The organism is Blastococcus sp. SYSU DS0973 (assembly GCF_054051055.1).
This window is the reverse complement of record NZ_JBJHAN010000007.1, coordinates 150391-176468: the sequence shown is the minus strand read 5'-3', so window position 1 is coordinate 176468 and position 26078 is coordinate 150391. Positions and strand designations below refer to the sequence as shown.

Sequence of the window (26078 nt, the reverse complement as noted above, 5' to 3'; positions counted from 1 at the left end):
AGCGGGGCGCGACCGCCGTCGACCCCGCGAGCACGGGAGGGGACACCCATGCCGACACCCGCCCTCGTCGCCCTCGTCATCATCCTCTGGGTGGCGATCGGCTGGAGCGCCGCCCTGTTCCTCGGCCGCCGGGGCCACCGCGATCCGCAGTGGTACTTCCTCGGCGCCGTCCTGGGCCCGTTCTTCGTGCCGATGGCCGTCGAACGGGGCCGGCGCGAGCACCGGGTCGTCGAGCGCACGCCCCGAGCCGACGGAACCCCACCGCCGGCCGGCGGGGCGGTCACGGCCGTGGTGGGCGTCGACGGGTCCGCCGAGTCCGACCGCGCCCTGAGGGATGCCGCCGCGCTGCTCACCGGTGCGGGCACCCGCGTGGTGCTGGTCATGGTGATCGACCCCGACGTCGTCGAGTTCGCCGACGACACCGAACGGGACCGGTGCCGCGCGCTGCTGACCGACCGGGCGAGCTGGTTCTCCGGGGCCTCGCCGGTGGTGGCGCTCGTGAGCGGGCAACCCGCCGGGGCGCTGCTCGACGTCGCCGAGCAGGAGGGCGCCGACGTCCTCGTCGTGGGCCGCCGCGGCCGGGGCCTGTCGCACCGGGTGCTGGGCAGCGTCGCCGAGCACGTCACCCACCACGCCCGTGTGCCGGTACTGCTCGCCGGGCCCGCGGAGCACACCTGATCCCGTTGCGGCTCCGCCTCCTGGTCGTCGGCGGGGTCGTGGCCCTCCTCGTCTGGTGGCGCCGCCGCGTCACGTGGGCACGTCGGTGGCTCGCCCACCCACCCGGACCGCCTCGCGTGGTGGCACTGCCCGACCGGGTGGAACGCCGGGTCACCCGGCCCAGCACGGCGCTCCCGGCGATGACCGCCTCGCTGGTGATCGGACTGCCGGCCGGTCTGGTGATCGGGCTGCTGGCCGGGCTGGTGGCCGGGCTGACGGGCTGAGCCGGGGTCGCGCACGCGGGGCGGAGAAGTGTCGGACCCCGCCGGTAGCGTCGCTCGTGTGTTCGAAGGCGGCAGGTTCGGGGTCGGCCTGACGGTCGACGTCCTGGACGTGCCGTCGTGGCCGGCGGAGCTGGTGCCGGCCGGGGCCGTGGCCCGCCCGACCCGCCTGGGTGAGGCGATGCCGGTCGCGGCCCGCACCGATCGCCGAGATCGCGCTGGAGCTGCAGCGGATCCAGCAGGCGGAGTCGGCGCTGGCCGCGTACCGCGCCGAGCTGATCTGCGAGCTGGCGGCCCGCCGGCCGGACACCACGGACCGGCAGCTCGGGAAGCCGGGGGCTGCGTCGCCGGACTGGCTGCCGGGCCCGGGGAACCCACCGTCAGCGGGGGTGAGCGAGTTCTTCGCCGACGAGCTGGCGATGGTGCTGAACTGCTCGCGAGCCGAGGCGACCACGCAGGCGGAGCTGTCGACGACGCTGGTCGAGCACCTGCCCGCCACCTGGGCCGCGCTGGCCGACAGCGCGCTGGGATGGCCGCGAGCGCGGGCGGTTGCCGCTGAGCTGTCCGGGCCGGTGCGGGAGCTGGCGCCGCAGGTGATCGCGGCGGTGGAGGCCGCGGTCCTGCCCGGCGCCCCCGAGCTGCCGGTGACCCGGGTGCGGGCCGCGGTGCGCCGGGAACTACTGCACCACGACGCCGCGGCCGCCGAGCGGCGGCGCAGGCAGGCGGAGCGCTGCGCCGACGTCGTGGTGCACCCGGCGCCCGATGGGATGGCCGAGTTGTCGGTGTTCCTGCCGCAGCCGATGGCCGTGGCGATCCGAGAGACCGTCGACCGCTACGGGCGGATGGCCAAGGACGATGGAGATCCCCGCCCGATCGGGCAGTTGCGGGTGTCCGCGCTGGGTGACCTGGTGCTGCGCCCCTGGGACACCAGCCGGCTACCGGTCACCGCGCACCTGGACGTGCTCGCCCCGGTCGGCGCCCTGTTCGCCGCAGCCACCGGCCACGACACCTGCCCGGTCGGCCACCAGCTCCCCCACCACGCCGATGCCGCGCCGGTGCCCGGGGACCCGTCGGTGTCCGGCGGCCCGGCCTCCGCCGCGTCCTGCCGCCAGGTCGCGCCGGCGGAGGTCGAGGGGCAGCCGATCACCGCCGCCCAGCTGCGGGCGCTCCTCGAAGGGCTTGACGCGCTGTGCCCCGGCGGTCTGCAGGCGCCGACCGGCGGCAGCCTGGGCATCTCGCTGCTGGACCCGGCCACCGGCGTCCTCCGTGCCACGGCCACCCGCGGCGAGCTGGCCCGGTCGGTGCGCCGCGGCTGCCCGGCCCACCCCGGCGCCGACTGCGCGTGCCCGGTCCTCGGCCCGCCGGCACCGTCCCACCGCTACCGACCCTCAGCCGTTCAGCACCGCTTCACCAGGAGCCGCGACCGCGGTTGCCGCCACCCCGGCTGCGGCAACCGCGCCGGCTGGGCCGACCTGGACCACGTGCTGCCCCACGCCGACGGCGGGGCCACCGCCTGCGAGAACCTGTGCTGCCTGTGCCCGCCACCATCGGCTCAAGACGTTCGCTCCCGGCTGGCGTTTCGCCATGACGCCCGACGGCCTCCTGAGGTGACCACACCGAGCGGCGTCGCCCGCACGACCCGCCCACCCGACATGGCCGCCACCACTCCCGACGGCGCCACCCGCACGACCCGCCCACCCGACATGGCCGCGACCGGTCCGCCGCCTTCCGGGCCACCACTACCGGCTCGGCCCCCCGGCCACTCTCCTGTGGACCACTCACCCCCGCCGGCCACGGAGGACGGCGACCCGGCCCCGTTCTGAGACCCGCGCGCGGGAGCCAGCGTCCCGTCGGCACGTGCCGTGGCCGTCGGCACGCGTGGGGTGCCACGGGCGGGACGGGCGTTCCACTCCGGCCAGGAGAGATCCCGGCCCATGAACCGGGCTGTCCGGGCAACGACCACACCTGGGCCAGCCAGCGGGGCGCGAACTGGCCCATCGCCCGCTCGACCGGGCTGACGACCAGCCGATCGACGACGCACCACGACACCCGGCCCCGACGTCCCCGTCTTGGTCGGCGGATCGAGGTCGTCGCGGTCCTGATCCCCGGTCATGTGCGCCGGCGGCCATCCCCAGGCGTGCCCGTAGAGGAACTACAGCCGCTCGCGGGAGCCCATGACGGCCGGGGTAGTCGATCGCGGCGTCCGCGGTGCCCCTCGGGCGCAGGTGCGTCCCGCTGGGCAGCTCGGATGCGCACCGGGTGAGCGAGGCCGTCGGCCAGCCGGCAGGTCATCCGCGGCCGCAGGGGCGGGCGGATCAGCCGGTGCGGCGGAGCAACGCCATGAACATCGCGTCGGTTCCGTGCCGGTGGGGCCAGAGCTGCCCGTGGTCACCCCGGCCGATGCCCGGGACCTCGGGGAACAGCGGAGCCACCGGAAGCACCTCGACGTCGTCGCGCGCGGCCACGGCGTCGACCACCGCGACCGTCTCGGCGGTGTGCGGCGAGCAGGTCACGTAGGCGACCACCCCGCCGATCCGCACCGAGCGCAGGGCACTGTCCAGCAGCGCCGTTTGGAGCTCCGCCAGGGGTGCGACGTCCTCGGCCGTGCGGCGCCAGCGCACCTCGGGACGGCGGCGCAGCGCCCCCAGCCCGGTGCACGGCGCGTCCAGCAGCACCCGGTCGAAGGACCCCGGCGCCCACGGCGGCTGGGTGCCGTCGGCGGCCAGCACCTCGACGTCGTCCTCGTCGCGCAACGCCTGGGCGACCAGCTCCGCCCGGTGCGGAGCTCGGTCGGCCGCGGTCAGCCGCACCCCGTCGGGCCGGGTGACCGCGAGCAGCCCGGCCTTGCCGCCGGGCCCCGCGCACATGTCCAGCCACGCGCTCTCCGGCCCTTCCAGCGGCGCCCGGGCCAGCAGGAGGGCCGCGAGCTGGCTGCCCTCGTCCTGCACGGCCGCGCGGCCGGAGCGCACCGACGCCAGCCGGCCGGGATCTCCCCCGTCCAGGCGCACGGCGAAGGGCGACCAGGGCCCGGGATGCCCACCCGACTCCTCGATGAGGGCCTCGCGCTCCATGCGCCGGGCGACCAGGTGCACCTCCGGCGCGACGTCGTCAGCCAGCAGCGCGGACTCGAGCTCGGCGTCGTCGCCGAGCGCGTCCCGCCAGGCGTCGACGATCCACCCCGGGTGGTCGGTGGCCAGCGCCAGCAGCTCGTCGCCCTCGGCGCCGAGCGCGGCCAGCCAGGCGGCCCGGTCACCGCCGGCGGCGACCTTGCGCAGCACCGCGTTGACCAAGCCGGAGGCGCCGGTGCCGACGATCGCCCGGGTGAGGTCGACGGTGGTGTCCACGGCCGCGTGCGAGGGCACCCGGAGGTCGATGATCTGGTACGCCCCGAGCCGCAGCAGGTCGAGCACCCGCGGGTCCAGCTCCGCCAGCGGCCGCGACACCAGCCCGGTCAGGACGGCGTCGAGCGTGCCCTGCGCCCGCAGGGCGCCGTAGGCCAGCTGGGTGGTGAACCCGGCGTCCCGCTCGTCGAGCTGCCGCTCCCGCAGGAGCTGCGGCAGCAGCAGGTTGGCGAACGCCTCGCGGGAGGAGACGGCGTCCAGGACGTCGTAGGCGGTGAGCCGGGCGCCGTCGAGCACCGGCCGCCGGGTCGCCGGGTGACGGCGCCGGCCCGGACCGCCCTTCCGAGGCGGGCGGGTCACTCGCCGCCCAGCCGCTCGCCCGGGGCGGGTCGGGCACCGCGGGCCCAGTCCGCGGCCGGCAGCATCCGCTTGCCCGCGGGCTGAACCTGGTCCAGCAGGACCGGGCCGTTGCCCGTGCCCACGAGGACGCGCCCGGCGTCGGCCAGCAGCTCTCCCGGGGCCAGCGGCGGCCCGTCCGGCACCGGTCCGACGGGGCCCAGCCGCATCCGCTCGCCCCGCCAGGTCGTCCACGCGCCGGGCGCCGGCGTCACGCCCCGGACCCGCCGGTCGACGACGTGCGCGGGTAGCGCCCAGTCCACCCGGGCGTCGGCGGTCTCGACCTTGGGCGCCAGGCTGACGCCGTCCACCGGCTGTGGCCGGGGCTCGAGCGCGCCGGCGGCGATGCCGTCCAGCGTGGCCACGAGCAGCCCGGCGCCGCTGACCGCCAGCCGGTCGAGGAGATCCCCGGCGGTGTCCCGGGGGCCGATGGCCTCGGTGAGGGTGCCGTACACCGGGCCGGTGTCGAGGCCGGCCTCCAGGAGGAACGTCGAGGCGCCGGTCAGCTCGTCGCCGGCCATGATCGCGTGCTGCACCGGTGCGGCGCCCCGCCAGGCCGGGAGCAGCGAGAAGTGCAGGTTGACCCAACCGTGCCGCGGCAGGTCGAGGGCCGCCTGCGGCACCAGCGCGCCGTAGGCGACCACCGGCACGCAGTCGACCGCGAGGCCGGCCAGCTGCTCGAGGAACTCCGGCTCGCGGGGCGAGCGCGGCTGCAGGACGGGGATGCCGGCGTCGTCGGCGCGCTCGGCCACCGGGGAGCGGCTCACCTTCCGGCCGCGCCCGGAGCGGGCGTCCGGGCGGGTCAGCACGGCGACGACCTCGTGGTCGGAGGCGAGCAGCGCGTCGAGGGACGGGACGGCGGGCGCCGGAGTGCCGGCGAACAGGAGCTTCAGTGCGGGCTCACCTTCACGACGGGGAGGTAGCTGCCGTAGCCGGCCCACTCGGCGGCCTGGATCTCGGCGAGCGCGGCGACACGGTCGGCCTCGGCGAGCCGGTCGACGAAGAGGACGCCGTCGAGGTGGTCGGTCTCGTGCTGGATGGCGCGGGCGAGCAGCTCGGAGCCCTCGACGCGCACCGGGTCGCCGTGCACGTTCCAGCCGGAGGCGACCACATGGAGGTGCCGGCGGCAGTCGTAGCGCAGGTCGGGGATGGACAGGCAGCCCTCCGGGCCGTCCTGCACCTCCTCGCCGACCGCGGCGACGTCCGGGTTGACCAGGTGGCCGACCTCGCCGTCGACGTACCAGGTGAACACCCGCAGGCCGACGCCGATCTGGGGGGCCGCGAGCCCGGCGCCCCCGGCCGCCTGCATGGTCTCGGTCAGGTCGGTGACGAGCTGCCGGAGCTCCTCGTCGAAGTCGACGACCGGCGCCGCGGGCCGGTGCAGCACCGGGTCGCCGTACAGCCGGATGGGGGTGACACTCACCCGACGATCGTATGCGGCCCCCGTGCAGGGTCCCGCAGCGAGCGTGCGAGCGGTGGGTGCAGCCGAGCACCACGCCCCGAACGCCGCACGCCGCGCGCCGCGCGCCGGTCGACCGCGTCGCGGTAGGCCCGCCGCGACTGCTGGCGCACGCGCTCGTCGTAGGCGACCCGGTGCACGAGGTCGCGGTCCCCCTCCCCGGGGACCAGGACCTCCAGGCCGGCGGCCGCCAGCCGCCCACCCATCACCCGCTTGACCAATCTGTCCGGACAGTACGGCTAGACGAGCGTGAGCGGATCCAGCTGCACCCGCACGTGGTCGGGCACCTTGCGCGCGCTGCGCACTCCCTGCACCTCTGCCAGGGCGTGCGCCAGCGCCGCGCCCTGGGTGCGCGGCACCCGCACCAGGTAGCGCTCCCGGTCCCCCTCCTGCCCCGGACGGGGCGGCTCCGGGACCGGGCCCAGCAGATCGGTGTCGGACGGCAGCCGCGCGGCGGCCAGGAACTCGCCCAGCGCCGCCGGCGACCCCACGAGCGATGCCATGCGGGTCACCGGCGGGAAGCCGAGCTCCCGGCGGTCGGCCAGCTCCCGCTCGGCCAGCCAGCCGGGATCCCACCGCACCAGCGCCTGGACGACGGGATGGCCGGCGTCGGCGGCCACGACCACCTGGCCCCCGGCCGATGCCGGGCGCACCAGGGAGGCGGCGTTGGTCCACCGCCGCAGCGTCTCCTCGCCGGCCCGCAGGTCGGCCCGGCCGAGCAGTGCCCACGAGTCCAGCAGCAGCGCGGCGCCGTACCCGCGCTCGGCCACCGGTTCGGCCCCGGGGGTCGCCACGACCAGCGCCGGGCCGGCCGGCACCGTGGCGAGCACCCCGGAGGTGCTGCCGGAGGTGCGGACGGTCGTGCCGGGGAAGGCCCGCGCGAGCTCCTCGGCCGTGCGCGACTCCCCCACCACCGCGGCCCGCAGCTTGGTCCCGTGGCAGTGCGGGCAGTCGAAGGTGGCGGCCGGGCGGGCACACCACCGGCAGGCCGGGATACGGGTGCCGCCCGGACCCGGCCGCGGGGAGATGCCGAGCGGACCGGCGCAGGACGCGCACCGGGCCGGGGCCCGGCAGCGGGCGCACGACAGGGACGGGACGTAGCCGCGCCGGGGCACCTGCACGAGCACGGGGGCACCGGCCGCGAGCGCCCTGCGTGCCGTCTCGTAGGCCAGCGAGGGCAGCCGGGCGGTGCGGGCCGCGGGGTCGCGGGCCAGCTCGAAGTCGTCCCCCAGCGCCTGCACCCGGGGCGCCGCCGAGCGCAGGACCCCGCGATCGGCCACCAGCTCGTGCGCCCAGCCGGACTCCACCAGCAGCGCGGCCTCCGCGGTCCGCGACGTGCCGGCGACGACCGCGGCGCAGGAGTCCAGCCAGGCCCGCTGGACGAGCACGTCGCGCGCGTGCGGATAGGGCGCGCGCTCGTCGGAGTGCAGGTCGTCGCCGTCGTCCCAGACGACGACCAGGCCGAGGTCCCGGACGGGCGCGAACATCGCCGCCCGGGTGCCCAGCACCACCTGCGCGGCGCCCCGGGAAGCCGCGAGGAACCGGCGGTAGCGCACCTCCGGCGAGTCGTCGGCGCGCAGCACGGTGAACGAGTGCCGCGGCAGCACCCGCTCCGCCGCCGCCGTCAGCCGATCCAGGTCCTTGCCGTCGGGCACGACGACCAGAGCCCCGCGCCGGCCCGACAGCGCCGCGCGGCAGAGCTCGACCAGCCGGGTGGGCCAGTCCTCCCCCGGCAGCGCCGTCCAGACGGCGCGCGCCGGACGCCCCTCGGCCAGCGCGCCGAGCAGAGCCGGGCCGGCCGGGTAGCGGGCGAACCCGGCCGGGTCCGGCGGCCCGGGCAGCTCCTCCGGCGTCGGCGTGGGCCGCTTCTCGGCGGCGCCCCGGCGCGGGGGCAGCGCCAGCCGCAGCACGTCGCTCGCGGTGCCCGCGTACCGGTCGGCGACGGCGCGCACCAGCCGGGCCACCTGCGGGGTGAGCACCGGCTCACCGGAGGGCACGTGCGACAGCGGCTGCAGCGCGCCGGCGAACTCGGTGCTGTCGGCCAGCTCCCACACCACGCCGTCGACCAGCCGACCGCGGAAGCGGACCCGCACCCGGCAGCCGGGCTGCACCGTGTCGGCGAACTTCTCCGGAACGGCGTAGTCGAACGGCCGGTCCAGGTGTGCCAGCGGGACGTCGACGACGACCCGGGCCACCTGCACCCGACCAGTCTCCCCACTCACACCGACAGTTCCGCGCCCCTCCGGTGGCCCGCTCGCGAGGCCCGGGGGCGAGCCGGCGAGTCGTGGGGGGCGAGGAGGTCCTTCGTCAGACCCCCACGGCCGAGCGCAGCGCCTCGACGCGGTCCAGCCGCTCCCACGGCAGGTCCAGGTCGGCGCGGCCGAAGTGGCCGTAGGCGGCGGTGGGCCCGTAGATGGGCCGCAGCAGGTCCAGGTCGCGCACGATGGCGCCCGGCCGCAGGTCGAACACCGAGGTGATCGCCTTCTCCAGCACCTCGTCGGCGACCGTGCCCGTTCCGCGGGTGTCGACGAACAGGCCGACCGGGTGAGCGGCGCCGATCGCATAGGCGACCTGCACCTCGCAGCGGCGGGCCAGCCCGGCGGCGACGACGTTCTTGGCCACCCAGCGCATCGCGTAGGCACCGGAGCGGTCGACCTTCGACGGGTCCTTGCCCGAGAAGGCGCCGCCGCCATGGCGCGCCATGCCGCCGTAGGTGTCGACGATGATCTTGCGGCCGGTCAGCCCGGCGTCGCCCATCGGGCCGCCGATGACGAACTTCCCGGTGGGGTTCACCAGGAGCCGGTGACCGGTGGTGGGCAGGCCGAGGGCGGCCAGCTCCGGCTCGACGACGAGCTCCTCGATGTCGGGGGTCAGCAGCGTCTCGATCGAGATGTCCTCGGCGTGCTGCGAGGAGACGACCACGGTGTCGACCGCGACCGGCCGGTCGTCCTCGTAGACCACGGTGGCCTGGGTCTTGCCGTCGGGACGCAGATAGGGCACCGACCCGTCCTTGCGGACCGCGGAGAGGCGACGGGACAGCCGGTGGGCCAGCGCGATGGGCAGCGGCATCAGCTCAGGGGTCTCGTCGGTGGCGTAGCCGAACATCAGGCCCTGGTCGCCGGCGCCCTGGCGCTCTATCTCGTCGTCGGCGGTGCCACCGGTGCGCGCCTCGTAGCCGGTGTCGACGCCCTGGGCGATGTCGGGCGACTGCGCTCCGATGGAGACGCTGACCCCGCAGGACGCGCCGTCGAAGCCCTTGCGGGAGGAGTCGTAGCCGATCCGCAGGACCGTTTCGCGGACGATGGCCGGGATGTCGACGTAGCCGGCGGTGGTGACCTCGCCCGCGATGTGGACCTGACCGGTGGTGATGAGGGTCTCGACGGCGACGCGGCTGCGCGGGTCCTGGGCCAGCATCGCGTCGAGGATCGAGTCGCTGATCTGGTCGGCGATCTTGTCCGGGTGGCCCTCGGTCACCGACTCGGACGTGAAGAGGCGGCGTGGCACTCGGTACTCCCTGGGGACGGCGGGCGGGTGGCGGCAGAGCGACGGCGGACTGCTGGGTGTGGAGCTCGATCGACGATCCGGTGCGTGGCACCGGGAGGGAACGTTACCGGCGCGCTCCGACGGTGGGCACGACGGCGTAGGTCACGGCCGGGGACGGGGCTCCAGCCGGCCGGCCACGGCGGTCCAGATCCCGGCGGCGACGGCGTCCTTGCTCCCGCGCGGCACCTCGGTCGTCGGACCGTCGGCCGCGAGCACCACGACGGCGTTCTCCGCCCGGCCGAAGACCTGCCCGGCCGAGACGTCGTTGACGACGAGCAGGTCGCAGCCCTTGCGGGCGAGCTTCGCGCGCGCGTGGGTGAGCACGTCGCCGTCGTCGTCACCGGTCTCGGCGGCGAAGCCGACGACGAGCCGGCCCGGCGGGCGCCTGGTGACCAGCTCGGCCAGGACGTCGGGGTTGCGGACCAGCTCGATGGCGCCCGGCTCGCTGGCCGCGCCCTTCTTCAGCTTGGTGGCGGCGACGCTGAGCGGCCGGAAGTCGGCGACCGCGGCGCTCATGACCACGACGTCGGCGTCATCCGACTCCGCGAGCACCGCGGCGCGCAGCTCCTCGGCCGTCCCGACCGGCACGACCCGGACGCCGAAGGGCGCGGGCAGCTCGACGTTGGCCGCCACCAGCACGACCTCGGCGCCGCGGGCGGCGGCGACCCGGGCGAGGGCCCAGCCCTGCTTGCCGGACGAGCGGTTGCCCAGGTACCGGACCGGGTCCAACGGCTCGCGGGTCCCGCCGGCGCTGATGACCACCCGGCGGCCGGCGAGGTCCTGCGGCAGCGCGGCGGCACCGCCGTCGAGCACGACGGCGGCCAGCGCGGCGATGTCGGCGGGCTCGGGCAGCCGGCCGGGGCCGGAGTCCGGCCCGGTCAGCCGGCCGACGGCCGGCGGCAGGACGACCGCGCCGCGGCGGCGGAGCGTGGCCACGTTGTCCTGGGTGGCGGGGTGGAGCCACATCTCGGTGTGCATGGCGGGGACGAAGACCACCGGGCAGCGGGCGGTGAGCAGGGTCGCGGTGAGCAGGTCGTCGGCCCGGCCCGCGGCGGCGCGCGCGAGCAGGTCGGCGGTGGCGGGGGCGACGACGACGAGGTCGGCGGTCTGGCCGATCCGCACGTGCGCGACCTCGGGAACGTCGGACCAGACGTCGGTGGTGACCGGATTGCCCGACAGCGCCTCGAACGTGGCGGCCCCCACGAAGTGCAGCGCGCCCGGGGTGGGGACGACGCGGACGTCGTGCCCGGCCTCGGTGAGGGCCCGCAGCAGCAGCGCGGCCTTGTAGGCGGCGACGCCACCGCTGACGCCCAGCACGATCCGGCTCATACGCTCATCCTCCCCCAGACGCGAGGACGCCCCTGGCACAGGCCGGGGGCGTCCTCAGAAAGGGATGGAACGGCCCCCTCGCAGGGCCCCACCGCGAGCGGAGCGAGTGGTGGGGGGTGAGGGGGTCCTTGTTCAGTTCTCGCCGGCGGTGTGCGCCAGGAGGCCCTCGTTGATCTCGCGCAGCGCGATCGACAGCGGCTTCTCCTGCGGCGCGGTGTCGACCAGCGGGCCGACGTACTCCAGCAGGCCCTCGGAGAGCTGGCTGTAGTAGGCGTTGATCTGGCGCGCGCGCTTGGCGGCGAAGATCACCAGGCCGTACTTGCTGCTGGTGCGCTCGAGCAGCTCGTCGATCGGCGGATTGGTGATGCCCTCGGGGGCGGGTGCGACTCCGGACACGGGTGGACGGGTCTCCTCGATCGTTCGGCGGGAGTGGCGCGCGGGCCGGCGGACCGGGGCGCTCACTCGTGGGCGCTGCCACCCGAGCTGAGGCTGGGCGACGGCGCAGTCAGCAAGCCTACCAACTCGTCGGCGGCGCGGGACACGTCGTCGTTGACGACCACCCGGTCGAACTCCCCGGAGGCGTCGAGCTCGGCCTGGGCGATGGCCAGCCGGCGCTCCTGCACGGCGGCCGGCTCGGACCCGCGACCGGCCAGCCGGCTGACCAGCTCGGCCCACGACGGCGGCGCCAGGAACACCAGTTGAGCCTCCGGTGCCCGGGCCCGGACCTGCCGGGCCCCCTGCAGCTCGATCTCCAGCAGCGCCGGCCGGCCGGTGGCCAGCTGGGCGTGGACCGGGGCGATCGGGGTCCCGTAGCGGTTGCCCGCGTACTCGGCCCACTCCAGCAGCCCGTCGGTGGCCACCAGCCGGTCGAACTCCGCGTCGTCGACGAAGTGGTAGTGCACGCCGTCGACCTCACCCGGCCGGGGACGACGAGTGGTGGCCGACACCGACACCCACACGTCGGGGTGCCGCCGCCGGACCTCGGCGACCACGGTGCCCTTGCCGACCCCGGAGGGTCCCGAGAGCACGGTCAGCCGTGCCGGTGTCGCTGCAGCCACTCGTCGTCCTCACCCGCGTTCGTCGGCGGCGCCGTCGGCTCCTCAGACGGAGCCGTCGGCAGGAACCTGCTCGGCGACGACCTCCTCGCCGCCGAACTCCGATTCCAGCGCCCGCCGCTGGTTGGCACCCAGCCCCCGCACGCGTCGCGTCGGGGAGATCTCCAGGCGCTCCATGATCTTCGCAGCCCGCGCCTTGCCGACACCTGGCAGGGATTCGAGGACCGCGGAGACCCGCATCTTGCCGATGATCTCGTCGGTCTCGCCCTGCTTGAGGACGTCGCCGACCGTGGCGCCCTTGCTCTTGAGTCGCTCGCGCAGTTCGGCACGCGCCTTGCGAGCTGCGGCCGCCTTCTCCAGGGCGGCCGCCCGCTGTTCCGGGGACAGGTCAGGCAGGGGCATGGTGCAACCCAATCGTGTCGTCGCCGGCCGTGCGCCGGCCGGCCGTCGTTCGGTTCGTCGAGACGTGGTGCGCCTCCGCTCCGAGCCTCACGGTCCGGGTAGTTCCCGGCAAATCCGCTGGTCACGCACGCTGTCGGGGATCACCGGGGCGGCGGGACGACCCCGGGTCGCACGCTCGCCGCGCAGTTCGTCACTGATAGTGATCAGCCCAGGTCAGAGGCGGCCCGCGGACGGTCCCGTTCCGGGTCGGAAGTCCCCTGCCCAGGTCCGCTCCGCGCCACCGACACGCCGAGGACACGACACGCCCACCAGCGGCCCGGATCAGACCGGCGAGCGGCCCTGCCGCCGACCGGACGTGCGGCCGAGGAGCCCGCTCCCGAGCGCCGGGAACACGAGCACCTCGGCGACCAGCAGCGCCGCACCCGTGGCTCCGGTGACCCAGGGCAGCAGCCGCCTCAAGCCGCGAGCGCCTCCGCCCAGCGGTCGGCGGCGGCGCGCAGCGCGGACGGATCCGGGCCGGCGCCGAGGACGTCGCGCGAGACCGTCGGGACGACCGCCGCGCCCGCGCCGAACAGCCGCCGCAGGTCGCTCACGGCCCCGCCCTGGGCGCCGAGCCCCGGAGCCAGGACCGGCCCGCCCAGCCCGCTCAGATCGACGTCGAGCTCGCGCAGGGTCGCACCCACGACGACCCCGAACGAACCGGTGGAGGGGCCGGACCGGGGAGCGAGGTCCCGCACCGCCCCGAGGTCGGGCAGCGGGTCGCCGACCGCCCAGCCGGGGGTGTTCCAGCCGCGCACGGTGTCCACGACCACCTGCGCGACGCTCCGCTCCCCCACCAGCGCGTGCTGGAGGGCCCCGGCGTCGGGGTTGGAGGTGCGGGCCAGCACGAACAGCCCGCCGCCGTGGGCGCGGGCGGTGTCGACCGCCGGCTGCAGCGAGCCCGGACCCAGGTAGGGGCTGACCGTCATCGCGTCCACGGCCAGCGGGTGGTCGGGCCGCAGGTAGTCGGCGTAGGCGTCCATCGTCGAGCCGATGTCCCCGCGCTTGGCGTCCAGCAGCACCAGCGCCCCCGCCGCACGGGCGCGCGCGACGCCGCGCTCCAGGGCCGCCAGGCCGCGGGAGCCGTGCCGCTCGTAGAACGCCAGCTGCGGCTTCAGGACGGCGACGGTGCCGGCGAGGGCGTCGACGACGGTGTCGGTGAACCGCGTGAGCCCCTCGGCGTCATCGGCCAGCCCCCAGGAGGCCAGCAGCGGCGGGTGCGGATCGATGCCGACGCACAGCGGGCCGCGCGCGGCGACGGCATCGGCCAGGCGGTGGCCGAAGGTCGCGGTCACGGGTCCTCCTCGACGGCGCGGGGCAGGGCCTGCCCCAGCGCAGCGATGCAGCGCTGCGCGAGGAACGGGTCGGCGAAGGCGCCGGCGGCCGACTGGACCGCGTCGGCGCCGAGGGCGAACAGTGCCTCGAACGAGCCGGGGTCGGTGACCCCGCCCATCGCCAGGACGTCGAAGTGCCGGCTCCCGCCCGCCCGCAGCGCCACCAGGCGCCGGGTGAAGTCCACGGCGGGCTCGCGCACCGCGACGCCGGAGAGGCCGGCCAGCTCCCGGCCGGGGAAGGTGGCGGCGCCGTCGCTGCGGCGCACCCGGCTCTGCACGGTGTTGATCCCGGCGATGCCGTCGACCAGGGGGGTCAGCCGGGGCACCAGCGCGGCGAGGGCCGGCTCGTCCAGCCAGGACAGCTTCGCCACCAGGGCGGTCCGGTCGTCCAGCGCCCGGCGCACCGCCTCCACCACGGTCACGGTGGCGTCCGGATCCAGGCACAGCGGGGGCTTCACGCCCGACGCCGACGCGTCCAGGGTGTTGGGGCAGGAGAGGTTCAGCTCGACGACCGGCGCACCGGCCTCCTCCGCCATGCGGGCGGTACGGGCGAAGTCCTCGACCAGGTCGGTGCCGTTGCCCTCCCCCATGACGCTGACCAGCAGCAGCACGTCGTCCCCGACCGCGGCGAGCGCGCGCTCGAGGTCGGCCATCCACTCCGCCGGCGCCGGCGACGGGACGCCGAAGGAGTTGACCGTGCTCACCGCCGGCGAGCCCGGCGGCACCCAGTCCCACGGGTCGGAGACGACGTCGGCGGCCGCGCCGGGCGCCAGGCTCCCGGTCTCCCGCGGCGCGAACGTCCAGTTCGGCTGCTCGTTCGGCGGGTGCTCGCGGCCGCGGACGGTCTTGTAGGTCAGCACGCTGTAGCCGTTCGCCACGTTGTGCCGCACCCACGCCTCGCTCCCGTTGAGCACGCAGGCCGGCACCCCGATCGGGAAGCCGACCGAGCGCCCCAGCAGGCGCCAGCGCCGGCCGCCCGCCGTCGGTCGGGCGGGCAGCCGGGGCCCCAGCGGCCGGGCCAGGTTGTCCCGGAACCCGCCCAGGACGTCGTAGGCAGGCACCGGCGACCCCGTCGCGGCGAGGACGTCGGCGTGCCCGGCGAAGAAGAGCACCCGGGTCAGCAGCGGCAGGTCCGCGGCGCCGGCCCGGTCCGCGGCGAGGCGTGCAGTGAGCTCGCCGGCCGCCGTCCCCAGCGCGTCCAGCTCCGGCTGCGGCGGCCGGGCGAACCGGGTGACCCCGGCCAGGAAGCCGGCCGGGAGACCGTCGACCAGCCCGCGGTCCAGCAGGTGGGCGCGCACCTGCCGGACCACCTCGTCCGGGGCCGCCGCCGTCACGCCGACGTGCCGGCGAACGTGCTCGGCCCACCGTGCGTGCCGCCGGCCAGCGCCGCGTGCACCTCCTGCAGGCTCCGCACGCCGATGCCTCCCTGGCGCAGCGCCTCGATGCCCTGCACCGCGGCCGCCATGCCCTGCACCGTGGTGATGCACGGGATGCCGGCGCTCACCGCGGCGGTGCGGATCTCGTAGCCGTCCAGCCGCGGACCGCTGTTGCCGGGAGCGCCGAAGGGCGTGTTGATGACCAGGTCGACGTCGCCGGCCTGGATGCGCTCGACGATGTTGCCCGGACCTTCGCTGAACTTCCCGACCACCTCGGCGGCGACCCCGTGGCGGCGCAGCACCTGCGCGGTGCCGGTCGTGGCCAGCAGGCGGAAACCCAGGTCGGCCAGCCGCTTGATCGGGAAGACCGCCGAGCGCTTGTCCCGGTTGGCCAGCGAGACGAACACCGTCCCCTCGGTCGGCAGCGACCCGTACGCCGCGGCCTGCGACTTCGCGAACGCGGTGCCGAACTCCGCGTCGAGCCCCATCACCTCGCCGGTGGACTTCATCTCCGGCGACAGGACCGTGTCCACCCCGTGCCCCTCCACGGTGCGGAAGCGGTGGAAGGGCAGGACCGCCTCCTTCACCGCGATCGGCGCGTCGTCGGGCAGGTCGGTGCCGTCCCCCGTCGCGGGGAGCACCCCGGCGCCGCGCAGGTCGGCGATCGTCTCGCCGACCGCGATCCGCGCCGCGGCCTTGGCCAGCTGCACAGCCGTCGCCTTGGAGACGAAGGGCACCGTCCGGCTCGCCCGGGGGTTGGCCTCGATCACGTAGAGGATGTCGTCCTTGATCGCGTACTGGACGTTCAACAGGCCGCGGACGCCGATCCGGGCGGCGAGCTGCTCGGTGGCGGCGCGGATCCCCCGCAGGTCCGCCGACCCCAGGGTGATCGGCGGGAGCGCGCACGCGGAGTCGCCGGAGTGGATGCCGGCCTCCTCGATGTGCTCCATCACGCCACCCAGGTACAGGTCGGTGCCGTCGTAGAGGGCGTCGACGTCGATCTCGACCGCGTCCTCCAGGAACCGGTCCACCAGCACGGGGTGGGCGGCGCTGACGTCGGTGGCCTTGGCGATGTAGGCCTCCAGCGTGGCGTCGTCGTAGACGATCTCCATGCCGCGGCCGCCGAGCACGTAGGACGGCCGGACGAGCACCGGGTAGCCGATGCCCGTGGCGATCTGGTGGGCCTCGGCGAACGTCGTCGCCGTGCCGTGCTTCGGGGCGAGCAGGCCGGTGTCGGCCAGCACCCGGGAGAACGCTCCGCGGTGCTCGGCGTCGTCGATCGCCTCCGGTGAGGTGCCCAGCACCGGCACGCCGGCGTCCTTGAGCCGCTGCGCCAGGCCCAGCGGGGTCTGGCCACCGAGGGTGCAGATGACGCCGGCCACCGGGCCGGCGGCGCGCTCGGCCTCGACCACCTCGAGGACGTCCTCGAACGTGAGCGGCTCGAAGTACAGCCGGTCGGCGGTGTCGTAGTCGGTGGAGACGGTCTCGGGGTTGCAGTTGACCATCACCGCCTCGTAGCCGGCGTCCTGCAGCGCCATGACCGCGTGCACGCAGGAGTAGTCGAACTCGATGCCCTGACCGATCCGGTTGGGCCCGGAGCCGAGGATGAGCACCGCGGGCTTCTCGCGGGGCTCGACCTCGGTCTCCTCGTCGTAGGACGAGTAGTGGTAGGGGGTGCGGGCGGCGAACTCCGCGGCGCAGGTGTCGACGGTCTTGTAGACCGGCCGCACGCCCAGCCGCCAGCGCAGCGCGCGGACGCCGTCCTCGCCGGCGAGCTCCGGCCGCAGCGCGGCGATCTGCCGGTCGGACAGCCCGTGCCGCTTGGCGCGCCGCAGCAGCTCCGGCGTGAGGGCCGGCGCCTCGCGGACCGCCTCGGCGATCTCGCGCACCAGCACCAGCTGGTCGACGAACCACGGGTCGAAACCACTTGCAGTCGCGACGTCGCCGACGGTGGCGCCGGCGGCCAGCGCCCGCTCCGCGGTGTAGAGCCGCCCGTCGACCGGCGTCCGCAGCGCCTCGAGCAGCTCCTCGGCCGAGCGGGTGTCCTCCGCCCCGGTCCAGAAGCCGGCCACCTTCGTCTCGGTGGACCGCATGGCCTTGCCCAGCGCCTCGGCGAAGTTGCGGCCCATGGCCATGACCTCGCCGACGCTCTTCATCGTCGTGGTCAGCCGCGGATCCGCGCCGGGGAACTTCTCGAAGGCGAACCGCGGGATCTTCACGACGACGTAGTCCAGCGTCGGCTCGAAGGCCGCCGGGGTGACGCCGGTGATGTCGTTGGTGATCTCGTCGAGGGTGTAGCCGATGGCGAGCTTGGCCGCGATCTTCGCGATCGGGAAGCCGGTGGCCTTCGACGCCAGCGCGCTGGACCGGGAGACACGCGGGTTCATCTCGATGACGACCAGGCGCCCGTCGGCCGGGTTGACGGCGAACTGGATGTTGCAGCCGCCGGTGTCGACGCCGACCTCCCGCAGCACCGCGATGCCGACGTCACGCATGCGCTGGTACTCGACGTCGGTGAGGGTCATCGCCGGGGCGACGGTCACCGAGTCACCGGTGTGCACGCCCATCGCGTCGATGTTCTCGATCGAGCAGATGACGACCACGTTGTCGCTGCGGTCGCGCATCAGCTCGAGCTCGTACTCCTTCCAGCCCCGCACCGACTCCTCGATGAGGACGGTGTGCACCGGGGAGTCGGCCAGCCCGTGGGAGGCCATCCGGCGCAGCATCGCCTCGTCGGTGGCGAAGCCGGAGCCGAGGCCGCCCATCGTGAAGCTCGGCCGGATGACGACCGGGTAGCCCACCTCCTCGGCGGTCTCCAGCGCCTCCTCGACGGTGCCGCAGACCCGGGAGCGCGGGGCGTCGGCGCCGATCGACCGGACGATGTCCTTGAACATCTGCCGGTCCTCGCCGCGGTTGATCGCGTCCACGTCGGCGCCGATCAGCACGACGCCGTACTTCTCCAGCACGCCGTTCTCGTACAGGCCGATGGCGATGTTGAGCGCGGTCTGGCCGCCGAGGGTCGCCAGCAGCGCGTCCGGGCGCTCCTTGGCGATGACCTTCTCCACGAACTCCGGCGTCAGCGGCTCGATGTAGGTCGCGTCGGCGATCTCGGGGTCGGTCATGATCGTCGCCGGGTTGCTGTTGACCAGGCTGACGCGCAGCCCCTCGGCCTTGAGCACGCGGCAGGCCTGGGTGCCGGAGTAGTCGAACTCGGCGGCCTGGCCGATGAGGATCGGCCCGGAGCCGATCACCATCACGTGCTGGATGTCGGTGCGCCTGGGCACGTCAGGCCTCCTTCTCGCCGGTGCTGTGCTCCACGACGGGAGGTGGGCTGACGGCGTCCCCGCCGCTGCGGGCGGTCTCCATCAGGTCGACGAAGCGCTGGAACAGGGGGGCGGCGTCGTGCGGGCCGGCCGCCGACTCCGGGTGGAACTGGACGCTGAAGGCGGGCGCGTCGATCAGCCGCAGGCCCTCGACGACGTCGTCGTTGAGACCCACGTGGCTCACCTCGACCGCGCCGTAGGGCGTGTCGGTGGAGCGGTCCAGCGGGGCGTCGACGGCGAAGCCGTGGTTGTGGCTGGTCACCCGCACCGTGCCGCTGACCCGGTCGAGCACCGGCTGGTTGAGCCCCCGGTGGCCGAAGCGCAGTTTGTAGGTGCCCAGGCCCAGGGCGCGACCCAGGATCTGGTTGCCGAAGCAGATGCCGAACAGCGGCCGGCGGGCATCGAGCACTCCGCGCACCGCCGCCACGGCGTAGTCGGCGGCGGCCGGGTCGCCAGGGCCGTTGGAGAGGAAGACGCCGTCCGGTCCGGCGGCCAGCAGCTCCTCGGCGGTCGCCGTCGAGGGCAGCACGTGGGTCTCCACACCGAGCTCGGCCAGGTGCCGCGGGGTGGCGGTCTTGATGCCGAGGTCGAGCGCGGCGATGGTGTACCGCTTCTTCCCCACCGCCGGGACGACGTACGGCTCGCCGGTGCTCACCGTCGGGGCGAGGTCGGCGCCGGTCATGCTCTCCGCGGCGACGACCCGTGCCAGCAGCGCCTCGGCGTCGAGCTCGGTGCTGATCCCGGCCCGCATCACGCCGCGGTCGCGCAGGTGCCGGGTGAGCGCCCGGGTGTCGATGCCGCTGATGCCGACGACCCCCTGGGCGACCAGTTCGTCGTCCAGGCTGCCGGTGGCGCGCCAGTTGGCCGGCCGGCGCGCGGGGTCGCGGACGACGAATCCGGCCACCCACATGCGGCGGCTCTCGTCGTCCTCACCGTTCACGCCGGTGTTGCCGATGTGCGGGGCGGTCATCGCCACGATCTGCCCGGCGTAGCTGGGGTCGGTCAGCGTCTCCTGGTAGCCGGTCATGCCGGTGGCGAACACCGCCTCACCGACCGTCGTCCCCGGCGCGCCGTAGGCCTCGCCCCGGAACGTGCGCCCGTCCTCGAGGACGAGGAGCGCTTCCTTCACTTGACTGCCTCTCCGGTCCGATCCATCCGGGGCGAGATCGGCGATCTCGCCCCCGTCGCGGCGGTGATGACGGCGAGATCGCCGATCTCGCCGTCGGGGCTCGCGCTCACCGTGTTGCCTTTCCGTCCAGAACGGTCGGCGTCCCCCGCAGGAACGTCGCGACCACCCGGCCGGGGAGTTCCCGACCGGCATAGGGGCTGTTGCGGCTGCGGCTGGCCAGCGCGGCCGGGTCGACCGTCGCGCGGGCGGCCGGGTCGACCAGGACCAGGTTGGCCGGCTCGCCGGGGGCCAGCGGGCGGCCGTGGCCACGGAGCCGGCCGATCGCGGCCGGCCGCACCGACATGCGGTCGGCGACGCCGGCCCAGTCCAGCCGGCCGGGCTCGACCATGGTCTCGATGACCACGGACAGCGCCTGCTCCAGCCCGAGCATTCCCGGCCGGGCCTGGGCCCACTCGCTCTCCTTGTCCTCCACCGCGTGGGGGGCGTGGTCGGTGCCGACGGCGTCGATCGTGCCGTCGGCGAGGCCGGCCCGGAGCGCCTCGACGTCGTCGTCGGTGCGCAGCGGCGGATTGACCTTGAACACCGGGTCGTAGGACTCGGCGCAGGCGTCGGTGAGCAGCAGGTGGTGCGGGGTGACCTCGGCGGTGACCTGCACGCCGCGCGACTTCGCCCAGCGCAGGATCTCCACCGAGCCCGCGGTCGAGACGTGGCAGACGTGCAGGCGGGCGCCGACGTGCTCGGCGAGCAGCACGTCGCGGGCGATGATCGCCTCCTCCGCGGCGGCCGGCCAGCCGGTCAGCCCCAGCCGCGCGGACCGGTCGCCCTCGTGCATCTGGGCGCCGATGGTCAGCCGTGGCTCCTCGGCGTGCTGGGCGACGACGCCGTCGACGGCCTTGACGTACTCCAGCGCACGGCGCATCAGCGCCGGGTCGGACACGCAGTGCCCGTCGTCGGAGAAGACCCGGACCCGGGCGGCGGAGTCGGCCATGGCGCCCAGCTCGGCCAGCCGCTCGCCCCGCAGCCCCACGGTCACCGCACCCACCGGGACCACGTCGACCAGCCCGGCCTCCTGCCCCAGCCGCCACACCTGCTCGACGACGCCGGCGGTGTCCGCGACCGGGTCGGTGTTGGCCATCGCGTGCACCGCGGTGAAGCCGCCCAGGGCCGCGGCGCGGCTGCCCGTCTCCACCGTCTCGGCGTCCTCGCGGCCGGGCTCGCGCAGGTGGGTGTGCAGGTCGACCAGCCCGGGCAGCGCCACCAGGCCGCCGGCCTCGACGACCTCGGCGCCGGTCGCCGACAGCGACTCGCCGACGGCGGCGATGCGGCCGTCCTCGACCAAAATGTCGGCGGGGTCGCCGCCGAACGGCCGGGCGCCCGTGATCAGGTAGGTGGTCACGCGTTGCCTCCGAGCAGCAGGTAGAGCACGGCCATGCGGACCGACACCCCGTTGGCGACCTGCTCGACGATCGTCGAGCGGACCGAGTCGGCGACGTCGGCGGCGATCTCCATGCCGCGGTTCATCGGGCCGGGGTGCATGACGATCGCGTCGTCGGGCAGCGCGGCCATGCGGTGCGCGTCCAGGCCGTAGCGGCGGCTGTACTCCCGGGCGCTGGGGAAGAAGGACGCGTTCATCCGCTCCGCCTGGACCCGCAGCATCATCACCACGTCGCTCTTGGGCAGCACCGCGTCCAGGTCGTAGCCCACCTCGGCCGGCCAGCTGCCCACGCCCACCGGCAGGAGCGTCGGTGGCGCCACCAGGGTGACCTCGGCGCCGAGGGTGTGCAGCAGGCCGACGTTGGAGCGGGCGACCCGGCTGTGCAGCACGTCGCCGACGATCGTGACGCGGACGCCGTCCAGCCGGCCCAGCCGCTGCCTGATCGTGTAGGCGTCCAGCAGCGCCTGGGTCGGGTGCTCGTGGGTGCCGTCGCCGGCGTTCACCACGCTGCCGCGGACCCAGTTGGCCAGCCGGTGCGGTGCGCCGGAGGCCCCGTGCCGGACGACGACGGCGTCGCTGCCCATCGCCTCGAGGGTGAGCGCGGTGTCCTTGAGGCTCTCGCCCTTGGAGACGCTGCTGCCCTTGGCGGAGAAGTTGATGACGTCGGCGGAGAGGCGCTTCGCGGCCAGCTCGAAGCTGATCCGGGTGCGCGTGGAGTCCTCGTAGAAGAGGTTGACCACGGTCCGCCCGCGCAGCGTCGGGAGCTTCTTGACCTCGCGCCCGGCCAGCGCCTGCTCGATCTGCGCCGCGGTGTCGAGGACCAGGGTCGCGTCGGCCCGGTCGAGGTCGGCCGCCTCCAGCAGGTGCCTCTTCACTGCTCCCCCTCCGTGACCAGCACCTCGTCGGTCCCGTCGATCTCTGCCAGGTGCACCCGCACCTGCTGCGACCGCGACGTCGGCACGTTCTTGCCGACGAAGTCGGCCTTGATCGGCAGCTCCCGGTGCCCGCGGTCGACCAGCACGGCCAGCTGGACGGCGCGGGGCCGGCCCAGGTCGCGCAGCGCGTCCAGCGCCGCCCGCACCGAGCGGCCGGAGAAGAGGACGTCGTCGACGAGCACCACCAGCCGGCCGTCGATGCCGGCGTCGGGCAGGACCGTGGGCTCGAGCGCACGGACGCCGCGGAGCCGCAGGTCGTCGCGGTAGAGCGTGATGTCCGCGGTGCCGACGTCGACCCGGGTGCCGGTGAACGCCTCGATGCGGGCGGCGAGCCGGCGGGCCAGCGGGGCGCCGCGGGTCGGGATGCCGACGAGCACCAGGTCGGAGAGGCCACCGTCGGGCGGTGCGGGGTCGGCCGCGGCGTCGTTCCCCACCCCACCGCCCCGGGCGTACCGCTCGATGAGCTGGTGGGCCATGCGGTCGACGACACGGGCGACGTCGGCGGAGGAGAGCAGCGTGCCGGGAGACGGACTCCGGGCAGGCTCGGGCGAGCGGGCCATGAGGCCTCCTTCCCCGCCTCACTGGACGGGTCGTTAAAGGAGTGGTCGGACCGGCGACGACGGTACTGCACCGCCGCGACCGGCCGCCGGGCACCCGGGCGGGCCCGCCTCCGCGTAGTGACCTCGCGGCGCGCTCACCTGCCCGATCGTGTCGGCCCGCCTGTTGCGATCCCGGCTCGACAAGTACGCTGCGTGACGAACAGCCCCGATCCGAGACGACGGACAGTGAGCAGACAGCGATGAGCACCGACTACTCACGGGCCCTCGGCGCCCGGCTCCGCGCCATCCGCAACCAGCAGGGCCTGTCCCTGCAGGGCGTGGAGGACAAGTCGCACGGCCGCTGGAAGGCGGTCGTCGTCGGTTCCTACGAGCGAGGTGACCGCGCCGTCACCGTGCAGCGCCTCTCCGAGCTCGCCGTCTTCTACGGCGTGCCCGTGTCCGAGCTGCTGCCGGACCCGCGCCCCAGCTCGGCGGTCACCTCCACGAACAAGATCGTGCTGAACCTGGAGTCGCTGGGCTCGCTGCCCGCCGACGAGGCCGGCCCGCTGGCCCGCTACGCCTCGACCATCCAGGCCCAGCGGCACGACTACAACGGCAAGGTCCTGTCCATCCGCGCCGAGGACCTGAAGTCGCTGGCGATCATCTACGACATGAGCCCCGACGAGCTCACCTCCCGGCTGATCGAGTGGGGCGTGCTCTCCCCCGGCATGGAGGGCATCGTCGGCAGCGGCGACGACGACCTCGAGGAGGACGTCGACGAGTCCGCCTGGGGCGACCGCCGGCGCTCCCCGCGCTGACGAAGGACCCTCTGCCCCCCGCCGCTCGCACGTTCGCGGTGGGCCCTGGCAGGGGGCCGTGCGAGGGCCCCTGCCGATCCGGCAGGGGCCTCGTCGTTTCCGGGCCGCGGCGGTCTCGACACGCGCGCTCCGACGCCGTCCCCCGCGGCACCGCGTGTGCCACTGTGCTGCCAGCCGGGCGCCCGGACCGGACGAGCAGGGAGGCCGCATGCCTGCGGTGGAGATGGCGGGGGTCACCAAGACCTATCGCGGACGCGGCGGCCAGCCGCACAAGGCGCTCGACGGACTCGACATGACCGTCGACACCGGCGGCGTCCACGGCCTGCTCGGCCCGAACGGCTCGGGCAAGACGACGTCGATCCGGGCGCTGCTCGGGCTGGTGCGGGTGGACGCCGGCGACCTGCGCCTGCTCGGCAGCCCGGTGCCCGCCGGCCTGACGGGCGTGATCGGCGACGTCGGCGCCCTGGTCGAGACGCCGCTGTTCTTCCCCGGCTTCTCCGGGCGGCGCAACCTGCGCCTGCTGGCCGAGACCGCCGGCGTCCCCCGGGTGCGCGTCGAGGAGTGCCTGGAGCTGGTGGACCTGCGCGAGCGGGCCGACGACCGGTTCAGGGGCTACTCCCTCGGCATGAAGCAGCGCCTCGGCATCGCCGCCGCGCTGCTCAAGGCACCACGGCTGCTCATCCTCGACGAGCCGAGCAACGGCCTGGACCCTGCCGGCATCCGCGACGTGCGCGAGCTCATCCGGCGGCTGGGCTCCGACGGCCGGACCACCGTCCTGGTGTCCTCGCACCTGCTCGCGGAGATCCAGCAGGTCTGCGACTCGGTCACCATCCTCGCCCGCGGCCGTCGGGTGGCCTCCGGCCCGGTCGCCTCGGTCCTCTCCCGGGCCGGCACCGGGGACGTCCGCGTGGTGGTCCCCGACCCGGCCGCCGCGGCGGCGGTGCTCGGCGCCGCCGGCTTCGCCGTCTCACCGGCGCCCGACGGCCAGGTGCTCGTGCACGGCGCGCCCGCGACCGGGGAGATCACCCGCGTGCTCGCGGAGCACGGCCACTACCTCGAGGAGCTCGTCCGCGTGACCCCCGACCTGGAGAGTGCCTTCCTCGCCATCACCGGAGGGCAGGCGTGAGCGCCTCGACCGAGCAGCCGACGACCTCGGCCGGGCCGACGTCGACCCCGCGGCGCGGCAGCCTGTTCCGCGCCGAGCTGCACCGGTTCACCGCGCGCCGGTTCATCCACGTCCTGCTGGGGCTGGGCGTGCTGGGCTGGCTGGCGGCGGTCGTCCTCGGTCTGCTCAACTTCGGCGAGCCCACCGACGCCGACGTCGCCGCCGCCCGCGAGCGCATGGAGGAGGTCATCGCGGGCGAGGAGGCGTGGCGCGCGGAGTGCGCGACGCAGGCCGCGGAGGCCGGCCAGCCGGTCGAGCAGTTCTGCGGGCCCCCGCTCGACACCTCCACCTGGCGCGTCGAGGACTACCTGACCACGGCGCCGTTCGACCTCGCCGACGCCGGCCAGGCGGGCGCGATCGGCTTCGCGGCCGCCGCCGCGGTGCTCGCGTTTCTCACCGGCGCCACCTGGATCGGCGCCGAGTGGTCGACCCGGACCATCGTCGCCCTGCTCTTCTGGGTGCCGAACCGGCTGCGCGTCATCGGCACGAAGATCGGCGTCCTCGTCCTGGCGGCGCTGGTCATCGGCCTGGCGGCGCAGGCCGCCTGGCTGGCGATGGCGTGGATCCTCCGGACCCTGGTGGGCACCGGGAACCCGCTGCCGGAGGGCTTCTGGGGCGAACTGCTCGCCGCCCAGGGGCGCGGGGTCGTGCTCGCCGTGCTCGTGGCGCTGATCGGCTTCGGGCTGGCCAACCTGGTGCGCAACACCGGGGCCGCGCTCGGCGTCGGGTTCGTCTACTTCGCCATCGTCGAGACCGCGCTGCGGATCTACGACCCGCTGCTCGATCGCTGGCTGCTGTCGACCAACGCGGTCGCCCTCGTCGTCCCGGGCGGGGTGCCGGTCATCGACTACAGCGTGGTGAGCACCGGGCCCCAGGGCCCACCGTCCTACCTGGTCACCAACCTGCAGGGCGGCCTCGTCGTCGGCGCGTTCGCGGCCCTGGTCCTCGGTGCCGGCGTCTGGCTCTTCGCTCGCCGCGACCTGCAATGACGTCGCCGTCCTCCGGACGACGCCGGGACCAGCGGCCGTTCCCCTGCTGCCACGCGCGTGTCCGACCACACTCCTCGCCGGACCGCCGGGCCCACCTCGTCGGTGCCGTGCGCCCTCGCTAGGCCGTCGGGACCTCCGCGGCGAGGATGGCGCCCAGAACGCCGTTGACGTAGCGCGGGGACTCGTCGGTGGACAACGCCTTGGCCAGCTCCACCGCCTCGTCGATGACCACCGCGTCGGGCACGTCGTCGGCCCAGAGCAGCTCGTAGGTGGCCATGCGCAGGATCGCGCGGTCCACGTCGGGCAGCCGGTGCAGCGACCAGCCGGCGGTGTGGGCCTCGATCAGCTCGTCGATGCGCGCGCCGAACTCGTCCACGCCCTCGACCAGGCGGACGGCGTGCTCGGGAACGGGCGGGTTGCCGTCGGCGACCCGCTCCCGGAGGAGCTCCATCCGGTCGCGGCCCCGGACGTCGGCCTCGTACAGGACGTCGACGGCGCGCTTGCGCGCCTTGGACCGTGCAGCCACCGAGCTA

The 26078-nt window shown here is 75.1% G+C and carries 25 protein-coding genes; 6 read left to right on the top strand and 19 right to left on the bottom strand.

Annotated features, from left to right (window positions below):
- Positions 1-48 precede the first annotated feature (48 nt).
- The 3 genes from ACI791_RS13515 (at position 49) to ACI791_RS13505 (ending at position 2761) form a co-directional block, all read left to right on the top strand.
- Positions 49-678, top strand: a complete 630-nt coding sequence (locus tag ACI791_RS13515) for a universal stress protein (protein ID WP_456586499.1) — start codon at positions 49-51, stop codon at positions 676-678.
- Between the two features lie 119 nt (positions 679-797).
- Positions 798-941: a hypothetical protein gene (locus ACI791_RS13510; protein ID WP_456586498.1), complete on the top strand. Its 144-nt coding sequence runs from the start codon at positions 798-800 to the stop codon at positions 939-941.
- A 170-nt stretch (positions 942-1111) separates the two neighbouring features.
- Positions 1112-2761 (top strand): DUF222 domain-containing protein, encoded by a 1650-nt coding sequence (locus tag ACI791_RS13505; protein ID WP_456586497.1) that lies wholly within the window; start codon positions 1112-1114, stop codon positions 2759-2761.
- Positions 2762-3253: 492 nt separating this feature from the next.
- Here the strand turns inward: ACI791_RS13505 and ACI791_RS13500 are convergent, their stop codons facing one another.
- The 18 genes from ACI791_RS13500 to pyrR form a co-directional block, all read right to left on the bottom strand.
- On the bottom strand, positions 3254-4576 hold the full coding sequence (locus tag ACI791_RS13500) for an RsmB/NOP family class I SAM-dependent RNA methyltransferase (protein ID WP_456586496.1): 1323 nt from the start codon (positions 4574-4576) through the stop codon (positions 3254-3256).
- Positions 4577-4635: 59 nt separating this feature from the next.
- Positions 4636-5616, bottom strand: a complete 981-nt coding sequence (gene fmt, locus ACI791_RS13495) for a methionyl-tRNA formyltransferase (RefSeq protein ID WP_456586495.1) — start codon at positions 5614-5616, stop codon at positions 4636-4638.
- Positions 5565-6098 carry a peptide deformylase gene (def, locus tag ACI791_RS13490; RefSeq protein ID WP_347060477.1) on the bottom strand — a complete coding sequence of 178 codons (534 nt, stop codon included), beginning with the start codon at positions 6096-6098 and terminating at the stop codon, positions 5565-5567. Before def ends, fmt begins: the two co-directional genes overlap by 52 nt.
- Positions 6095-6355, bottom strand: a complete 261-nt coding sequence (locus ACI791_RS13485; protein ID WP_456586494.1) for a hypothetical protein — start codon at positions 6353-6355, stop codon at positions 6095-6097. The genes def and ACI791_RS13485 overlap by 4 nt, the downstream gene beginning before the upstream one ends.
- Positions 6356-6373: 18 nt before the next feature.
- Entirely contained in the window at positions 6374-8335 is a 1962-nt protein-coding gene (locus ACI791_RS13480; protein WP_456586493.1) for a primosomal protein N', read from the bottom strand.
- A gap of 106 nt (positions 8336-8441) precedes the next feature.
- On the bottom strand, positions 8442-9638 hold the full coding sequence (metK, locus tag ACI791_RS13475) for a methionine adenosyltransferase (protein ID WP_347060475.1): 1197 nt from the start codon (positions 9636-9638) through the stop codon (positions 8442-8444).
- A gap of 141 nt (positions 9639-9779) precedes the next feature.
- A complete protein-coding gene (coaBC, locus tag ACI791_RS13470) occupies positions 9780-11006 on the bottom strand; it encodes a bifunctional phosphopantothenoylcysteine decarboxylase/phosphopantothenate--cysteine ligase CoaBC (protein ID WP_456586492.1) in 1227 nt (408 codons plus the stop codon).
- A gap of 132 nt (positions 11007-11138) precedes the next feature.
- Entirely contained in the window at positions 11139-11402 is a 264-nt protein-coding gene (gene rpoZ, locus ACI791_RS13465; protein WP_014376157.1) for a DNA-directed RNA polymerase subunit omega, read from the bottom strand.
- Between the two features lie 62 nt (positions 11403-11464).
- Complete coding sequence (gene gmk / locus ACI791_RS13460; protein ID WP_456586491.1) at positions 11465-12064, bottom strand: guanylate kinase; 600 nt, start codon at positions 12062-12064, stop codon at positions 11465-11467.
- 42 nt (positions 12065-12106) lie between these two features.
- Positions 12107-12463: an integration host factor, actinobacterial type gene (gene mihF, locus ACI791_RS13455; protein ID WP_347060472.1), complete on the bottom strand. Its 357-nt coding sequence runs from the start codon at positions 12461-12463 to the stop codon at positions 12107-12109.
- A gap of 321 nt (positions 12464-12784) precedes the next feature.
- Positions 12785-12922, bottom strand: coding sequence for a hypothetical protein (locus ACI791_RS13450; protein ID WP_456586490.1), 138 nt, complete (start codon positions 12920-12922; stop codon positions 12785-12787).
- On the bottom strand, positions 12919-13797 hold the full coding sequence (gene pyrF / locus ACI791_RS13445) for an orotidine-5'-phosphate decarboxylase (RefSeq protein ID WP_456586489.1): 879 nt from the start codon (positions 13795-13797) through the stop codon (positions 12919-12921). The genes ACI791_RS13450 and pyrF overlap by 4 nt, the downstream gene beginning before the upstream one ends.
- The gene (locus ACI791_RS13440) at positions 13794-15170 is read right to left on the bottom strand and encodes a dihydroorotate oxidase (RefSeq protein ID WP_456586488.1); all 1377 of its coding nucleotides are present in this window, start codon (positions 15168-15170) and stop codon (positions 13794-13796) included. Before ACI791_RS13440 ends, pyrF begins: the two co-directional genes overlap by 4 nt.
- Positions 15167-18496, bottom strand: a complete 3330-nt coding sequence (gene carB, locus ACI791_RS13435) for a carbamoyl-phosphate synthase large subunit (RefSeq protein ID WP_456586487.1) — start codon at positions 18494-18496, stop codon at positions 15167-15169. Before carB ends, ACI791_RS13440 begins: the two co-directional genes overlap by 4 nt.
- 1 nt (position 18497) lies before the next feature.
- Positions 18498-19664, bottom strand: a complete 1167-nt coding sequence (gene carA, locus ACI791_RS13430) for a glutamine-hydrolyzing carbamoyl-phosphate synthase small subunit (RefSeq protein ID WP_456586486.1) — start codon at positions 19662-19664, stop codon at positions 18498-18500.
- 106 nt (positions 19665-19770) lie between these two features.
- Complete coding sequence (locus ACI791_RS13425; protein ID WP_456586485.1) at positions 19771-21060, bottom strand: dihydroorotase; 1290 nt, start codon at positions 21058-21060, stop codon at positions 19771-19773.
- Positions 21057-21974 carry an aspartate carbamoyltransferase catalytic subunit gene (locus ACI791_RS13420; protein WP_347060465.1) on the bottom strand — a complete coding sequence of 306 codons (918 nt, stop codon included), beginning with the start codon at positions 21972-21974 and terminating at the stop codon, positions 21057-21059. The genes ACI791_RS13425 and ACI791_RS13420 overlap by 4 nt, the downstream gene beginning before the upstream one ends.
- Entirely contained in the window at positions 21971-22594 is a 624-nt protein-coding gene (gene pyrR, locus ACI791_RS13415; protein WP_456586484.1) for a bifunctional pyr operon transcriptional regulator/uracil phosphoribosyltransferase PyrR, read from the bottom strand. Before pyrR ends, ACI791_RS13420 begins: the two co-directional genes overlap by 4 nt.
- 239 nt (positions 22595-22833) lie before the next feature.
- On the opposite strand from pyrR, the gene bldD reads away from it, so the two are divergent.
- From bldD to ACI791_RS13400, 3 genes are all read left to right on the top strand, one after another.
- Positions 22834-23391 carry a transcriptional regulator BldD gene (bldD, locus tag ACI791_RS13410; protein ID WP_347060463.1) on the top strand — a complete coding sequence of 186 codons (558 nt, stop codon included), beginning with the start codon at positions 22834-22836 and terminating at the stop codon, positions 23389-23391.
- Positions 23392-23599: 208 nt separating this feature from the next.
- Positions 23600-24517, top strand: a complete 918-nt coding sequence (locus ACI791_RS13405; protein WP_456586483.1) for an ABC transporter ATP-binding protein — start codon at positions 23600-23602, stop codon at positions 24515-24517.
- The gene (locus ACI791_RS13400; protein ID WP_456586482.1) at positions 24514-25545 is read left to right on the top strand and encodes a hypothetical protein; all 1032 of its coding nucleotides are present in this window, start codon (positions 24514-24516) and stop codon (positions 25543-25545) included. Before ACI791_RS13405 ends, ACI791_RS13400 begins: the two co-directional genes overlap by 4 nt.
- Positions 25546-25663: 118 nt before the next feature.
- On the opposite strand, the gene nusB is transcribed toward ACI791_RS13400, so the two are convergent.
- Positions 25664-26071: a transcription antitermination factor NusB gene (gene nusB, locus ACI791_RS13395; RefSeq protein ID WP_347060459.1), complete on the bottom strand. Its 408-nt coding sequence runs from the start codon at positions 26069-26071 to the stop codon at positions 25664-25666.
- Positions 26072-26078 lie beyond the last annotated feature (7 nt).